The organism is Planctobacterium sp. AWH2_060, assembly GCF_056158425.1.
On sequence record NZ_JBSWTG010000001.1, the window covers coordinates 2,687,098 to 2,700,637 of the forward strand.

The window sequence follows — 13,540 nt, forward strand, 5'->3', positions numbered from 1 at the left end:
GCTTATGCTCTCCGAAAATTTAACAGTATCCCGAGTACAATTGCTCAAAAAGCTAGGGTACGAAGCTAAAGGCTTGCACGGACGAAAAGCACTGGATGTGATGGTAACCCGACTGCGCAAAAAAATTAAAGATACCACCGGTACCGATGCGCCTATCAAAACGATTTATCAGGAGGGATTTCAATTTAATGCCGCTTACGCTATCAGATAATGCTCGCGAAATGCCTGCGTGGTTGGTTTCCACATAGCTCATCGAGATTTGAAATTTTGAGAGTAAAATCAATACTTATTCCTCTTACCAATCTATCGTCACTTCTAGTAGACTCATGATTCACACTGAACACCTTCAATCTTAAAAGCAAAATTTTTATGAACTTTTTCCATGGTATTCGACGTATTTTTCGTTTAACCCCTGTACCCGTTCTTTTGGTATTGTCCTTAACTTTATTGATGACAGACTATGCCTTAGCCGATGAAACAGCCGAGATAAAATCTCAAATTATGACGCTGATCAATGAAGCCAGAGATTCTCAATATAGCGACATGCAAGTTAGCATTCGCGCAATCGACAAAGCAGTATTACTGGCTAATCAGCATAACTTTCCATTAGACATGGCTCATACCCGAGCGTGTAGAGCCATGCTTTATTCATATTTGGGAGATCATTCAGAAGCGTTGCGTACTATCAAAACAGCTATTCCAATTTTACCCACTCTAGAAGATACCCGAAGAAAAGGCTGGATTCTTAGCTTCGTAGGGTTTGTTTATATGCGAGCCGATCGCCCGGAAGAAGCGTTGCTGTACTACCAACAATCTCAAGAGGTTCTGGTCACGCTTCCTGGTCAAGAACTGCAACGCCAACATGACAATTTAAATGATATGTCAGAAATTTATATGGCTGCCGAGCAATATGATCAGGTTTTAAGATTGCTATTAAGTATCGAACCCTACTGGGAAGAACCAACAATAACGAATACCGTTAGTAACTTTTTTATTGCTGAGTCTTACACAAAATTAGGGCAACCTGAGCTCGGCTTACCTTATGCTGAACAGGTTTTAACGTGGGGTCAGGACAAAAAACATTCTTTTGCTGAAGCTCAGGGCAACTATATTTTAGGTATAGTTAAAACAGGGATATGGAAAAAGAGTAAAAATCAGCAAGTGTTGCAAGAAGCATACAACCACCATATTAGTGCTGTTGAATTTAGTAACAAACTCCCCGAGAAACGAATCGATCATTTAGTCAAATTGATCGGTATCTCCGAAACACAGCGATATTTAGGTTTAAAGGAAGAGGCTCGGACAAATCTGGAAGAAGCGCTCGCCTTAGCGATTAAAATTAAAGAGCCATCTGAAGAAATGACTATCAGACAGCAAATTATAGAAATGTCAAAACAAGACGACCCGAAGCAGGCACTTGAGCATGCTCAAGCTATCAATGATATTGCCAGACAAAACTACCGCAGCACGTTCTCTACAGAACTTGCACAGCTACTGATTGATCATGATGTAATATCCAAACAAAACCACTTACACCGTATAACCATGGAAAAACAAGCTTTAGAAAATCGCCAGTTTACTGTCATGTTGGCCGCGGGATTCGGGTCATTGTTAATCATTTTACTGGGCGGATATGCGTGGCGAGTGATTACTTTCCGGGCTAGACAGAGGCAGTTGCAACAGGAGGTTGCAGAGCGGACACAAGAACTACGCGCCAGCGAATCAAAATACCGACAGCTATTTAGCGAAACACTAAAAGAAAAAGAACGCACAGAAGAAGCATTGCGCCAGGAGCGAATTGCGATTCAAAATAACCTGAACTTCATCGATATGATTTCTCATGAATATCGGACGCCATTGACCGTGATTGACAGTAGCCTTGATTTAATAAAACAAGGGGCTGAATCTCCTCTCAACGCTGTTGAACGCATGAAACACTCAGTTAAAAAGCTGTTACATTTGTTTGAAACATCACTGTCTGAATTGCGCGTTAACGACGACTTTATGATAAAGAAAACGGAACTCATCAGTCTGAATATTTTTATAAAATTGATTGTCGATTATGCAAGACGAGCATTCCCTGATCACATGATCAAAGCCAATCTCGGGCAACTACACGACGACTGCCGAGTTGAAATCGATCCAGATCTCATGAATATTGCGTTTACCAACATTATTGAGAATGCGTGCAAATACTCCGCAGAAGAACAACCAGTCACAATCGCTGCTAATGAATATAGCGAAGGTGAGACTCAGTTTGTGCACATAGACATCATAGACGAAGGGCGAGGTATTGACTCAAGTGAGTTGCCCAATATATTTGAAAAATACTATCGCGCCAGCTCCGGAAAAACAGAAAAAGGCACTGGGGTTGGCCTGTTTTTGGTGAATCGTATCGTTGAAATGCACGGCGGAACTATTGAGGTACAATCTCAATTGGGTAGAGGTTCCAAGTTTACTATTAAATTACCCCTGATATACAACGGTCAGAGCAACGAAACGTCAATAAAAGAGAAATAATTTTGTTAAAGCGTATTCTAATACTCGAAGATGATGCAGACATCAGAGACAACCTGAGCCAATTCCTCAGAGGTGAAGGCTTCGACGTAATAGAAAGCAGTACCTTGACGAATTTTAAGTTGGCATTGACACAAACGCGATTTGCTATCGCAATTGTCGACCTCGGCTTACCCGATGGCTCTGGTCTTGAAGCGGTAGCCTATCTAAGAGAACACACCAAAGTGGGCATCATCGTACTCACGGCGCGTGACGATTTTAGCAACAAGATGAAAGGCTATGAAGCAGGTGCCGATTATTACTTTACCAAACCTACTTCACCACCAGAATTGTTGGCTGCGGCGCGCAGTATTTTGAGCCGAATCAACCCTTGTGAAAACAATAATGAAAAGGAAGACCTCGCTTGGTTGTTAGTAAGTAACGAATGGTTATTACGAACACCCGACGGCAAAGAAATCCATCTAACCAACAAAGAAATGCAGTTTCTTTGTGAAATCGCCAATAGCGATGACAACACAAGTAGTAAACAAGCACTATTGAAACTACTGGGTTATGAAGCCAAAGGTCTACATGGTCAAAAAGCCATGGATGTCATGGTCACCAGACTACGCAAAAAGATCAAAGAAGTTACCGGTGAAACCACACCAATTAAAACAATTCACCAGGTGGGTTTTAAGTTTTCTCAACATTTAACACTTAAATGAAGCGAAAATAAATTCACCTCACCATCTTGACGGTCACTTTCTTTATCCTTGCCATTTTTTTTCCCCAAGTTTTAGGGGGAACTAAACATTAAACTTACATTCCCAGCACTGATAAGCTTTTGGCCAATCAGTGCCCCATCAGACACTATGCTGATGGTCAGCCCGGTTTTGTCCTCCACACCATTACTGGGTTTCACAGGCCGGCCCTTACTCACTACTAAGGATTCATCTGCCACCTCGTACCAACACCTGCCTTGAGTCTCCTCTCGTACAGATGATTCTGGCTCATCACCAGAGACGGTGTCAGGCTTCCCCAGTTACTGCACTGGCTCCCTGTCAGAGATCCCACCCTCAAGCACAAAACAGAACTGACTGAGTATCGGGCTTCACGCTATTTTGCACACTTACCCTCCTGCTTTGCCGAATCAGGTTCACTTTCGTTGTGTACCCCTGACTTCCTATGGCTTCCTTCAGACCCTGTCGTTGGCCAACAGTGCCCTTGCCATTCGTATTATCTTCCCCTCAGTCGGGGTGATTCAGGTTTCTTTCAACCTGACGGGTTTGCCAGCTTCGCTGGGCAAACAAAAAAACCCGCCAAAAGGCGGGTTTTTTAATTCGTTGTAAACCTTAAAAGATTAAGCTTTACCTACAATGTCAACCAGCATCCAGTTTTTAGACTTGGATAATGGACGGCACTCGCGAAGAGTAACGACGTCGCCCATTTGACATGCATTGTTTTCGTCATGTGCGTGCAACTTAGTAGTACGCTTGATGAATTTCCCATAGATAGGGTGCTTCACGCGACGCTCTACTGCAACAGTGATAGTTTTATCCATCTTGTTGCTAACCACACGACCTTGTACTGTACGAATTTTATCAGTCATTAGGCACCTGCCTTCTCAGTCAAAATGGTTTTAACACGCGCAATGTTGCGACGAACTGTTTTCAGTTGATGCGTTTGCGCCAACTGACCAGTGCTGTTTTGCATGCGCAGATTGAATTGCTCCTGAAGAAGTTCGATCAGGTGCGCATTCAATTCTTCTACGCTCTTTTCTCTTAATTCAGATGCATTCATTACATTACCGTCCGAGTTACAAAAGTGGTCTTAAACGGCAATTTCGCAGCTGCAAGTTCGAAAGCTTCACGCGCCAATTCTTCTGGCACACCTTCCATCTCATACAACACACGACCTGGCTGAATCTGGCATACCCAGTATTCAACGTTACCCTTACCTTTACCTTGACGAACCTCAAGAGGCTTCTCAGTAATTGGCTTGTCAGGGAACACACGGATCCAGATTTTACCTTGACGTTTAATATGACGAGTCATTGCACGACGAGCTGCTTCGATTTGACGAGCAGTCATACGGCCACGACCAACCGATTTTAAACCGAAAGTACCGAAACTTACTTTATTACCAGATGCCAGACCACGGTTGCGGCCTTTGTGCATCTTGCGGAATTTCATACGTTTTGGTTGTAACATGATTACGCTCCTCTCTTAGCAGGACGCGCCTTCTTCTTAGGCTGTTGTTGCTCTGGCTGCTCTGCCTTAGTTGGCAAACCACCCAAAACCTCACCTTTGAAGATCCATACTTTGATACCGATGATACCGTAAGTAGTCAACGCTTCTGAAGTTGCATAATCGATGTCAGCACGGAAAGTGTGTAGTGGTACACGACCTTCACGATACCATTCAGAACGAGCAATCTCTGCACCGCCTAAACGACCGCTTACTTCAACCTTGATACCTTTGGCACCTAAACGCATAGCGTTTTGAACGGCACGCTTCATGGCGCGACGGAACATAACACGACGCTCTAACTGGCTAGCGATGCTATCAGCTACCAATTGACCGTCTAGTTCAGGCTTACGTACTTCAGCGATGTTAATCTGAGCAGGAACGCCTGCCAGGTTAGACACGTGCTTGCGAAGTACTTCTACATCTTCACCTTTCTTACCGATAACAACACCTGGACGAGCAGTGTGAATAGTCACACGGATGCTTTTCGCAGGACGGTCGATTTCGATTTTTGACAAAGATGCATTTTTCAATTTCTTAGTCAGATACTGACGAACCTGATGATCAGAATACAGGTTATCAGCATAATCTTTTGTACCGGCGTACCAGGTAGAAACCCATGGTTTGCTGATACCCAGGCGTATGCCCGTAGGATGTACCTTCTGTCCCATTGTTTACTCCTGATTGTCCGCTACTACAACAGTGATGTGACTGCTGCGTTTGAAGATGCGATCCGCACGACCTTTCGCACGAGTCTTGATGCGCTTCATAGTAGGACCTTCGTCAACGAAGATCTTAGCTACAACTAGCTCATCGATATCAGCACCTTCATTGTGCTCAGCATTCGCGATCGCAGAGTTAAGAACTTTCTTAACCAGATCGGCTGCTTTTTTAGGGCTGTACGTCAAAACTTCAAGAGCTTTTTCTACGTGCAAGCCGCGAACTTGATCTGCTACCAAACGCGCTTTTTGAGGCGAAATACGAGCAAAACTGTGTTTAGCTAAAGCTTCCATTGTCTACTCCTTATCGTTTCGCTTTCTTATCGGCCACGTGGCCTTTATAAGTGCGTGTTGGCGCAAATTCGCCCAATTTATGGCCTACCATTTCGTCCGATACGAATACCGGAACGTGTTGGCGACCGTTATGGACTGCAATGGTCAACCCAATCATATCTGGGATGATCATAGAGCGACGAGACCAGGTTTTAATTGGTTTCTTTTCGCCTTTTTCCACTGCAGCCTCAACCTTCTTCAACAAGTGTAGGTCAATAAATGGACCCTTCTTGAGAGAACGTGGCATGGTGAATCCTCGCTATTACTTGTTACGACGACGTACGATGAACTTATCAGTACGCTTATTCTTACGTGTTTTTGCACCTTTAGTCGGTTTACCCCAAGGAGAAACCGGATGACGACCACCAGAGGTACGGCCTTCACCACCACCATGTGGGTGATCAACTGGGTTCATTGCAACACCACGTACGGTAGGACGAACGCCTCTCCAACGGGTTGCACCAGCTTTACCTAAAGAACGCAACATGTGCTCAGCGTTTCCAACTTCACCGATTGTCGCACGACAATCAGAAGGAACTTTACGAACCTCACCGGAACGTAAACGCAAGGTAACGTATGCACCTTCACGCGCCAAAATCTGTACATATGCACCAGCAGAACGCGCGATTTGCGCACCTTTACCAGGCTTCATCTCGATAGCGTGTACAACAGTACCTACCGGGATGTTACGCATTGGCAAAGTGTTACCTGCTTTGATAGGCGCATCAGCACCAGACAAGATTTGATCGCCGGCCTTCATGCCTTTAGGGGCTAAAACGTAACGACGCTCACCGTCTGCATAACATACTAAAGCGATGTTAGAAGTACGGTTAGGATCGTATTCAAGACGCTCTACTTTCGCAGGGATACCGTCTTTATTACGTTTGAAGTCAACAATACGGTAGTGTTGCTTGTGACCGCCACCGATGTGACGAACAGTGATACGACCACCGTTGTTACGACCACCAGACTTACTTTTCTTGTCCAGCAAAGGTGCATAAGGTGCACCTTTGTGCAAGTCAGGGTTAACGACTTTTACAACGTGACGACGACCAGCAGAAGTCGGCTTAGCTTTCATTAATGCCATGTCAATAACTCCTATTACTCACCGCCACCGACGAAGTCGATGTCATGACCTTCTTTCAAAGTAACGTAGGCTTTTTTCCAGTCCTTACGTTTACCAGTGCGCAGACCGTGACGCTTGGTTTTACCCTTCACGTTTACAGTGCGTACGCCAGCAACTTCAACTTCAAACAAAGACTCAACAGCGGCTTTGATTTCAGCTTTAGCAGCATCAGTGGTTACTTTGAAAACCAATGTGTTATTCAGTTCTGCAGAAACAGTGCTCTTTTCAGAAACGTGAGGAGCAAGAATGACTTTTAAAAGACGTTCCTGGTTCATGCTAATGCCTCCTCTAATTGCTTCACTGCATCTTTAGTCATCAAAACTTTTTCGAATGCAATCAAGCTAACTGGATCGATACCCTGTACGTCACGAACATCTACTTTGTATAGGTTACGTGCAGACAGGAACAGATTCTCATCAACTTCAGAAGTCACGATTAATACGTCTTTCAGTTCCAGCTGCTTAAGCTTAGAAACCAAATCTTTAGTTTTAGCAGTTTCAACACCGAAGTTTTCAACAACTACTAAACGCTCTTGACGAACTAATTCAGACAGGATGCTTTTAATCGCACCACGGTACATCTTACGATTTACCTTCTGGCTGTGATCCTGAGGTTTTGCCGCGAATGCGCGACCACCGCCAACCCAAATTGGGCTGCGGATTGTACCAGCACGTGCACGGCCAGTACCTTTTTGACGCCATGGCTTCTTGCCGCCACCACGTACTTCAGAACGCGTTTTTTGCGCTTTGCTACCCTGACGGGCACCCGCTGCATAAGCAACACATACCTGGTGTACCAGAGCTTCGTTAAACTCACGGCCAAAGGTAGCTTCTGAAACTTCAAGTGCGCCTTGCGCATCTTTAATTGCTAATTCCATCATCTATCTCCCAGACCTTACGCTTTAACCGCTGGTTTAACGATTACATCACCACCGGTAGAACCAGGGATAGCACCTTTAACCAGAAGCAGGTTATTTTCAGCGTCTACTTTAACGACTTCCAGAGACTGTACAGTAACTTGTTTGTTACCTAACTGACCGGCCATTTTCTTACCTTTGAAAACTTTACCTGGTGATTGGTTTTGACCAATAGAACCAGGGGCACGGTGTGAAAGCGAGTTACCGTGAGTCATACGTTGAGAACTGAAGTTCCAACGCTTGATTGCACCGGCAAAACCTTTACCTTTAGAAGTACCAATTACGTCAACCAAGTTTGTGTCAGCAAAGATCTCAACAGTGATCTCTTTACCTACTTCCAGGTCAGTGCCTTCTTCAGCACCTAAACGGAATTCCCACAAACCACGGCCCGCTTCAACGCCAGCTTTAGCAAAGTGACCTGCTGCAGCTTTATTAACACGGTTAGCCTTTTTTGTACCAGCAGTTACCTGCAAAGCGCGATAGCCATCTTTTTCGGCAGTACGAAGCTGTGTAATACGGTTAGGGGTAGCTTCGATAACAGTCACAGGTACAGAACCGCCTTCTTCAGTGAAGATACGAGTCATACCTACTTTACGACCGATTAATCCAATCGACATTTTTTACACCCTCTCTCTTTAGCCCAGGCTGATTTGAACATCAACGCCGGCAGCCAAGTCCAATCTCATCAGAGCGTCGACTGTTTTGTCGGTAGGTTCGATGATATCGACCAAACGCTTATGAGTGCGAATTTCATACTGATCACGCGCATCTTTGTTTACGTGAGGTGAAATAAGAATGGTGTAACGCTCTTTGCGAGTAGGAAGTGGGATAGGACCACTTACTTGCGCACCAGTACGTTTGGCGGTGTCTACAATTTCCGCTGTAGACTGATCAATTAATTTATGATCAAACGCTTTTAAGCGAATACGAATTCTTTGATTAGCCATCGACCAAAGCTCCAAACGATAAAGAACAAAAAAATACACTCCTACCGCCCTATTATTTGGGGGAGGGGTGCCTATATAACGATGACCTCCAATTGAGGCCTTGTTAGTTCCTGAAAGCCTTATATTTAACACTTACAGGGACTGGTTCTATGAACTCAGTGGGCGCGCATTATACGCATGTTTAATATTTGTGCAAGGGTTATTTTGCTTTTGAAGCTAGTATTTTGTGCTCTTCTATTGCTTCCCAAAGCGCCTTAATTTCAGACCGGCGCTCAAACAAAAACAGCTTTTCGATATCCGCAGGTTCAGCCAGCTCGTCTGGGGACAGCGGCGACAAAAAGGGTTTAATTCGCACCTGGGGTTTGCCTTCGCTTAAATAGAGATAAGGCTGCAACTTAACCACCAGCAGGATCACTGGACAAATTAACAATGCCCACCAGCCGAAACCAAACTGACTCAACAGCATCACAGGGAGTCCGCTGAATATCAGCGTCCAGAAAACGGAGTTTAACCAAGTTCTTTGCATTTATTATTTGTTTGTCAGCGAGTATATGATAGTGAACTTATTTAGCATCAATGCGTGGTTTCAGATAATTGTCTAAAGTTAGTCCCCCAATAATGAACAGTAAAGCTGTCTGCATCGAAGCATTAGTCATTAAAGCCTCTCCAGTAATGACTCGAGCAAGTATAGCATCTGAAAAGCCTGATAAAGCACACAAGATTATTAACCAACTACTGAATATCCTAAACTTTCTCAATGCCTCTTTACCCTTTTAACAAACTAATCATCTTCCAGAAGAGAATAATGAACGTAATACATTCCCCCCATGAAAATAAACAATGTTATTAATAAAGCCGGGGTAACTCCAGATGTATAAACCATTGAAAAGGCGAGCACGGTCAAGCATAAAAAGTATACTACATTGCTTTTTTTCAAAATTCTCCACCCAACCAAAACGAGATAGATACTAAGCAGTAATAGAGCGATTCCGACAAAAGTTTCTTGCCAATGTCCAATTACAGAAATTGAAAATATAGCTAAAATAACACCACATAATCTGAATAAAACCCGATTAAAAAAAACCTGTTCAAACATAATCCAAATCCTACTAAGAAATGCCCGCTAGCAGTTTCCTGCTAGCGGAAACCACTCTATTTGATAGAAAGCCAGCCAATTATCGCGCCTACACCACTTCCTATAGTAAAGCCTGCAGCGAACGCCTGCCCAATTGTTATCGCTCCAGCTACCACCGGAACGATACCACCATTAACTTCTTCAATTTCACAAACAGATAATTCTCTCATTCCATTCTCCTTACTTTTCAAATAGTTTTACGATGGTCATGTAACCAGTCATCGCACCAGCAGTAAAACCAATTGCAAAGGCATCTGTAGCTAATACAGCTACTACAAGCGGCCCAATCCCACCATTCACTTCATTAATTTCGTCGATTGTTAATTCATTCATTTCCATATCCTTGCCAACGATTTCCGTTGGTCTGTTAGTTAAAATTGTGTCAACCATTGACACAAGCTCATAGTGGCAAATTATTTTCCGCTTGTAACCTGTACCAAAGTACAGGTTTTCAATGCTTCCTTGGTTAAGAAGAAGTTCAAAGTATATTAATTGGTAGGAGCAGCTTAATCCATCTACCTGGGTGCCGTTGCCAGCAAGCTAATACCAAGGATAAGAACGTTTTTCGAAGTGAACCGGAAGGATTGATAGGAACAAAGCTTTGAAAGTAAAGTTACTTGTGCTCCCGAAATACAAAACCGTGAATCAAGCCCAGGGATACACCAAATACCGAGAGTGCTGCCAACCATACTTTATCAATACTACCTTCTGCCGCCATGGCCAAGGCAACAGATGTAAAACAAATAGAAAGGCGTAACCAGCTCTTACCATGTTGCTGCCAGGCAACACCTGCCAAATAGCAAGACAATGCCAGAATTGCTAACCCCACAAGCAAACTTTTGCTATGAATTACCAACAACAACGCAAACAAAATCAAAGAACAAGTAATTCCCCTCATCATCCAAATATTAACTTTTTCACTATCTAACATTTGCCTTCCTTCTGAGGTTCCATCGAAGTGCAATAAACTGCAAAGCCTGCCCAAACCAAATCAGTGCTAAATACCAGGGAATGCTTTTCCAGATTGATTGTTCTGATTCCAGATAAAAATGGACAATCGCACCTGCCACCAATGCGATAGAGCAAACGCCAAAAGCCACATAAAAAAACAGATTTAAATCCTCATCTTTTAGCATTGATTTTTTGCTCATGAGTTAACTCCTGTGTCATAGTGAGAATCACAATATGCGCATAAATAAATACTAACTTTCACTTATCAGGCTGTAACCTGTACCGAAGTACAGTTTTGTGGTGCTGATATTGACGATAAACTGAGCAACCGGAATAACTTTTGACAAGGAATCGTCATGGAATTAGTAAGCTCAGCTATAGTTAACAGTGTCATTGCCCGTGAAATAAATTTAACAACAGAGGAATGCATTTACAGAATGATTAACGACCAGGCCAGACAAGACGACCTGTTGAAGAAGATCGATGGTTATCTTGAACAACATGAAACTTTGATGGATGCCTATCAAAAACTAGAGCCCATCATTTTGAAATTGTTTGGAGCGGAGCGTATGAGTATCTTTCAGCGCCGCCGTCAACATCAGGACCTGGTTGCGCGATTTAAGACTGGTAACGAAATTCGCGAAATTAAAGTTGCCATCAGTCCCCAATCCATCGCCGGTTATGTTGCCTTAAGCCAGCTGCCGTTAATCATCAATGACCCTTATAACGCCGAAGAGCTGCGGGAAATTCACCCTCGTCTGAAGTTCGCAGATAAGTTTGATAAATCCAGCTCCTTTAAGACCAAGAGCATTTTGTGTGTACCGATCATGAATGCCGGGGTCATTTTAGGGGTTATGCAGGTGATCAATAAGCAGCGCGGTGATTTCAACGATGCCGATTTGCGTCTTGGTAAAGGCCTGGCGGATATGTTGGGCAATAAGTTCCGGTTTGAGTTAGGTGGCACGAAACAACCCTTTCAATACCTGGTGCACAGAGGGCTTATTCAGGAATCGGTACTGGATCCATTAATAGAAAGTTGCAAAGACCAAAAGCACCTTATTCAGCGGCTTACCTCAGAACACCGCATCCCGGAAAACGAAATTGGCCAGGCATTGTCGATTCACTATCAAGTGCCATGGTTAGATTATCTTCCTGATAAGTATCATCTTTTTCAGAATGAAAGCCGGTTAAATATTTCTTATCTCAAGCGCAATCTGGTGGCCGTGATAGCGGATGCCAGAGACAATCCCATTGTTGTCATGGCGGAGCCAAATAATGCAGCGCTGTTGATGGAAGTGGAATCGGCGTTAGGCATCGAACATTACGAAATCTCAGTGGGCCTGCCAAATACCGTGCTGCAATACCTGGGGGAAGCCACCGGAGGCGACAGCAAAGGTCCCGGCGAGATGGATGAAATTCTCGACGAGATCAGCACCAGCTCCGACGAACACGAAGAAATGGTGGATGAGCTGTCGGACGATGCTCCGGCAGTAGTTCGTTTGGTGAGCCGCATATTGCATGACGCCAAACGCATTAACGCTTCCGATATCCATATAGATGCCGAAAAAGGCGGCCCGACCCGGGTCAGAATGCGGGTGGATGGCGTTTGCCGGGATATCACCCAACTACCCGCCTCTCACCACAGTGCGGTTATTGCGCGCATTAAAATCATGGCCAATCTCAACATTGCAGAAAAGCGCATTCCTCAGGATGGCAAGCTTGCCTTCAGGATGCAAGGCAAACCCGTTGAAGTGCGTGTTGCCACCATTCCCACGGTGGCGGGTGAAGGAGTGGTTATGCGTATCCTGGCTGCCGGTGGTGCTATGCCAATGGACAAGATGAACCTCAGTCCCCGCAACACCGATATGCTTAAAACCATGATAGTCAAACCCCATGGAATATTGCTGGTTGTCGGTCCAACAGGCTCAGGTAAAACCACAACACTACATGCCATATTGGGCCATCTAAATACGCCAGAGAAAAAAATCTGGACGGCAGAAGATCCGGTAGAAATAACTCAGCCTGGTTTGCAACAGGTACAGGTCAGTCCAAAAATTGGCTTCACTTTTGCCAACGCTTTGCGGGCGTTTTTGCGGGCCGACCCGGATATCATTCTGATTGGTGAGATGCGGGACAAAGAAACCGCCCACGCTGGTATTGAAGCTTCTCTAACCGGTCACCTGGTATTGTCTACGCTTCACACTAATTCAGCCCCCGAAACCATCACTCGTCTTTTAGACCTGGGACTGGATCCGGTTAACTTCTCTGATGCCTGTGTTGGAATATTAGCGCAGCGATTAATCCGAACCCTTTGCAAAAACTGTAAAGAGGAATATCCGGCAACCGATGCTGAAGTAGGCTTTGTTAAACGTCAATACGGCGAAGATATTCTGCAAGAGATTGGTTTTAAAGAACCGCTAAAACTTTATCGTGGCAAAGGTTGTGAGGAATGCGGTGGCACTGGATATAAAGGTCGTACCGGTGTGCATGAATTACTGACTATGACTCCGGAGCTAAGAGCTTTGGTTTACAAGGAGGCGGCAGTATCAGCAATGGCGAAACAAGCAACCGCAGACGGTATGCGAACCCTGGTTCAAGACGGTCTATACAAAGCACTTAAAGGCGATACCGATATCGCCCAGGTGCAGATTATTTCAGGGGCTGAGTAGCA

General features: G+C 44.4%; 21 protein-coding genes. 4 read left to right on the forward strand and 17 right to left on the reverse strand.

Annotated features, from left to right (window positions below; translation table 11 throughout):
• Positions 1 to 4: 4 nt before the first annotated feature.
• The 3 genes from ACXAD8_RS11450 (at position 5) to ACXAD8_RS11460 (ending at position 3,221) form a co-directional block, all read left to right on the forward strand.
• Entirely contained in the window at positions 5 to 211 is a 207-nt protein-coding gene (locus tag ACXAD8_RS11450; protein WP_475228572.1) for a winged helix-turn-helix domain-containing protein, read from the forward strand.
• A gap of 158 nt (positions 212 to 369) precedes the next feature.
• Positions 370 to 2,520, forward strand: a complete 2,151-nt coding sequence (locus ACXAD8_RS11455; RefSeq protein WP_475228575.1) for a tetratricopeptide repeat-containing sensor histidine kinase — start codon at positions 370 to 372, stop codon at positions 2,518 to 2,520.
• A 2-nt stretch (positions 2,521 to 2,522) separates the two neighbouring features.
• Positions 2,523 to 3,221 (forward strand): response regulator transcription factor, encoded by a 699-nt coding sequence (locus ACXAD8_RS11460; RefSeq protein ID WP_475228577.1) that lies wholly within the window; start codon positions 2,523 to 2,525, stop codon positions 3,219 to 3,221.
• A gap of 635 nt (positions 3,222 to 3,856) precedes the next feature.
• Here ACXAD8_RS11460 and rpsQ read toward each other — a convergent pair.
• The 17 genes from rpsQ to ACXAD8_RS11545 all read right to left on the reverse strand — a co-directional run bounded on the left by rpsQ (position 3,857) and on the right by ACXAD8_RS11545 (position 11,069).
• Complete coding sequence (rpsQ, locus tag ACXAD8_RS11465; RefSeq protein ID WP_475228579.1) at positions 3,857 to 4,105, reverse strand: 30S ribosomal protein S17; 249 nt, start codon at positions 4,103 to 4,105, stop codon at positions 3,857 to 3,859.
• Positions 4,105 to 4,296: a 50S ribosomal protein L29 gene (rpmC, locus tag ACXAD8_RS11470; protein ID WP_229531222.1), complete on the reverse strand. Its 192-nt coding sequence runs from the start codon at positions 4,294 to 4,296 to the stop codon at positions 4,105 to 4,107. Before rpmC ends, rpsQ begins: the two co-directional genes overlap by 1 nt.
• Complete coding sequence (gene rplP, locus ACXAD8_RS11475; RefSeq protein ID WP_473022245.1) at positions 4,296 to 4,706, reverse strand: 50S ribosomal protein L16; 411 nt, start codon at positions 4,704 to 4,706, stop codon at positions 4,296 to 4,298. Before rplP ends, rpmC begins: the two co-directional genes overlap by 1 nt.
• 2 nt (positions 4,707 to 4,708) lie before the next feature.
• Entirely contained in the window at positions 4,709 to 5,413 is a 705-nt protein-coding gene (gene rpsC, locus ACXAD8_RS11480; protein WP_229531224.1) for a 30S ribosomal protein S3, read from the reverse strand.
• A 3-nt stretch (positions 5,414 to 5,416) separates the two neighbouring features.
• Positions 5,417 to 5,755 carry a 50S ribosomal protein L22 gene (gene rplV, locus ACXAD8_RS11485; protein ID WP_229531225.1) on the reverse strand — a complete coding sequence of 113 codons (339 nt, stop codon included), beginning with the start codon at positions 5,753 to 5,755 and terminating at the stop codon, positions 5,417 to 5,419.
• A gap of 10 nt (positions 5,756 to 5,765) precedes the next feature.
• The gene (rpsS, locus tag ACXAD8_RS11490) at positions 5,766 to 6,041 is read right to left on the reverse strand and encodes a 30S ribosomal protein S19 (protein WP_229531226.1); all 276 of its coding nucleotides are present in this window, start codon (positions 6,039 to 6,041) and stop codon (positions 5,766 to 5,768) included.
• 15 nt (positions 6,042 to 6,056) lie between these two features.
• Complete coding sequence (gene rplB, locus ACXAD8_RS11495; protein WP_473022247.1) at positions 6,057 to 6,881, reverse strand: 50S ribosomal protein L2; 825 nt, start codon at positions 6,879 to 6,881, stop codon at positions 6,057 to 6,059.
• A gap of 14 nt (positions 6,882 to 6,895) precedes the next feature.
• Entirely contained in the window at positions 6,896 to 7,195 is a 300-nt protein-coding gene (gene rplW / locus ACXAD8_RS11500; RefSeq protein ID WP_229531228.1) for a 50S ribosomal protein L23, read from the reverse strand.
• The gene (gene rplD / locus ACXAD8_RS11505; protein ID WP_475232947.1) at positions 7,192 to 7,797 is read right to left on the reverse strand and encodes a 50S ribosomal protein L4; all 606 of its coding nucleotides are present in this window, start codon (positions 7,795 to 7,797) and stop codon (positions 7,192 to 7,194) included. Before rplD ends, rplW begins: the two co-directional genes overlap by 4 nt.
• A 17-nt stretch (positions 7,798 to 7,814) precedes the next feature.
• Positions 7,815 to 8,453 carry a 50S ribosomal protein L3 gene (gene rplC, locus ACXAD8_RS11510; RefSeq protein WP_229531229.1) on the reverse strand — a complete coding sequence of 213 codons (639 nt, stop codon included), beginning with the start codon at positions 8,451 to 8,453 and terminating at the stop codon, positions 7,815 to 7,817.
• Positions 8,454 to 8,471: 18 nt separating this feature from the next.
• Positions 8,472 to 8,783 carry a 30S ribosomal protein S10 gene (gene rpsJ, locus ACXAD8_RS11515; protein ID WP_229531230.1) on the reverse strand — a complete coding sequence of 104 codons (312 nt, stop codon included), beginning with the start codon at positions 8,781 to 8,783 and terminating at the stop codon, positions 8,472 to 8,474.
• Between the two features lie 199 nt (positions 8,784 to 8,982).
• Positions 8,983 to 9,309, reverse strand: a complete 327-nt coding sequence (locus ACXAD8_RS11520; protein ID WP_475228584.1) for a hypothetical protein — start codon at positions 9,307 to 9,309, stop codon at positions 8,983 to 8,985.
• Positions 9,310 to 9,564: 255 nt separating this feature from the next.
• On the reverse strand, positions 9,565 to 9,879 hold the full coding sequence (locus tag ACXAD8_RS11525) for a hypothetical protein (RefSeq protein ID WP_475228587.1): 315 nt from the start codon (positions 9,877 to 9,879) through the stop codon (positions 9,565 to 9,567).
• A gap of 56 nt (positions 9,880 to 9,935) precedes the next feature.
• Positions 9,936 to 10,088 carry a hypothetical protein gene (locus ACXAD8_RS11530; RefSeq protein WP_475228589.1) on the reverse strand — a complete coding sequence of 51 codons (153 nt, stop codon included), beginning with the start codon at positions 10,086 to 10,088 and terminating at the stop codon, positions 9,936 to 9,938.
• 10 nt (positions 10,089 to 10,098) lie between these two features.
• Positions 10,099 to 10,251: a class IIb bacteriocin, lactobin A/cerein 7B family gene (locus ACXAD8_RS11535; protein WP_475228592.1), complete on the reverse strand. Its 153-nt coding sequence runs from the start codon at positions 10,249 to 10,251 to the stop codon at positions 10,099 to 10,101.
• Positions 10,252 to 10,531: 280 nt separating this feature from the next.
• On the reverse strand, positions 10,532 to 10,849 hold the full coding sequence (locus ACXAD8_RS11540) for a hypothetical protein (RefSeq protein WP_475228594.1): 318 nt from the start codon (positions 10,847 to 10,849) through the stop codon (positions 10,532 to 10,534).
• The gene (locus ACXAD8_RS11545) at positions 10,839 to 11,069 is read right to left on the reverse strand and encodes a hypothetical protein (protein WP_475228597.1); all 231 of its coding nucleotides are present in this window, start codon (positions 11,067 to 11,069) and stop codon (positions 10,839 to 10,841) included. Before ACXAD8_RS11545 ends, ACXAD8_RS11540 begins: the two co-directional genes overlap by 11 nt.
• Positions 11,070 to 11,381: 312 nt before the next feature.
• Between ACXAD8_RS11545 and ACXAD8_RS11550 the strand changes: the two genes are divergently transcribed.
• On the forward strand, positions 11,382 to 13,538 hold the full coding sequence (locus tag ACXAD8_RS11550; protein WP_475232949.1) for an ATPase, T2SS/T4P/T4SS family: 2,157 nt from the start codon (positions 11,382 to 11,384) through the stop codon (positions 13,536 to 13,538).
• Positions 13,539 to 13,540: the final 2 nt, after the last annotated feature.

Bases quoted from the DNA above. Each gene is read 5' to 3' on its own strand.
- rplW (WP_229531228.1), bottom strand. From the start codon at position 7,195: ATGAACCAGGAACGTCTTTTAAAAGTCATTCTTGCTCCTCACGTTTCT.
- rplB (WP_473022247.1), bottom strand. From the start codon at position 6,881: ATGGCATTAATGAAAGCTAAGCCGACTTCTGCTGGTCGTCGTCACGTT.
- rpsC (WP_229531224.1), bottom strand. From the start codon at position 5,413: ATGGGACAGAAGGTACATCCTACGGGCATACGCCTGGGTATCAGCAAA.
- rpmC (WP_229531222.1), bottom strand. From the start codon at position 4,296: ATGAATGCATCTGAATTAAGAGAAAAGAGCGTAGAAGAATTGAATGCG.
- rplP (WP_473022245.1), bottom strand. From the start codon at position 4,706: ATGTTACAACCAAAACGTATGAAATTCCGCAAGATGCACAAAGGCCGC.
- ACXAD8_RS11535 (WP_475228592.1), bottom strand. From the start codon at position 10,251: ATGAATGAATTAACAATCGACGAAATTAATGAAGTGAATGGTGGGATT.
- ACXAD8_RS11525 (WP_475228587.1), bottom strand. From the start codon at position 9,879: ATGTTTGAACAGGTTTTTTTTAATCGGGTTTTATTCAGATTATGTGGT.
- ACXAD8_RS11530 (WP_475228589.1), bottom strand. From the start codon at position 10,088: ATGAGAGAATTATCTGTTTGTGAAATTGAAGAAGTTAATGGTGGTATC.
- rplV (WP_229531225.1), bottom strand. From the start codon at position 5,755: ATGGAAGCTTTAGCTAAACACAGTTTTGCTCGTATTTCGCCTCAAAAA.
- ACXAD8_RS11550 (WP_475232949.1), top strand. From the start codon at position 11,382: ATGGATGCCTATCAAAAACTAGAGCCCATCATTTTGAAATTGTTTGGA.
- rpsS (WP_229531226.1), bottom strand. From the start codon at position 6,041: ATGCCACGTTCTCTCAAGAAGGGTCCATTTATTGACCTACACTTGTTG.
- ACXAD8_RS11540 (WP_475228594.1), bottom strand. From the start codon at position 10,849: ATGTTAGATAGTGAAAAAGTTAATATTTGGATGATGAGGGGAATTACT.
- ACXAD8_RS11455 (WP_475228575.1), top strand. From the start codon at position 370: ATGAACTTTTTCCATGGTATTCGACGTATTTTTCGTTTAACCCCTGTA.
- rpsQ (WP_475228579.1), bottom strand. From the start codon at position 4,105: ATGACTGATAAAATTCGTACAGTACAAGGTCGTGTGGTTAGCAACAAG.
- ACXAD8_RS11545 (WP_475228597.1), bottom strand. From the start codon at position 11,069: ATGAGCAAAAAATCAATGCTAAAAGATGAGGATTTAAATCTGTTTTTT.
- rplD (WP_475232947.1), bottom strand. From the start codon at position 7,797: ATGGAATTAGCAATTAAAGATGCGCAAGGCGCACTTGAAGTTTCAGAA.
- ACXAD8_RS11450 (WP_475228572.1), top strand. From the start codon at position 5: ATGCTCTCCGAAAATTTAACAGTATCCCGAGTACAATTGCTCAAAAAG.
- ACXAD8_RS11520 (WP_475228584.1), bottom strand. From the start codon at position 9,309: ATGCAAAGAACTTGGTTAAACTCCGTTTTCTGGACGCTGATATTCAGC.
- rpsJ (WP_229531230.1), bottom strand. From the start codon at position 8,783: ATGGCTAATCAAAGAATTCGTATTCGCTTAAAAGCGTTTGATCATAAA.
- rplC (WP_229531229.1), bottom strand. From the start codon at position 8,453: ATGTCGATTGGATTAATCGGTCGTAAAGTAGGTATGACTCGTATCTTC.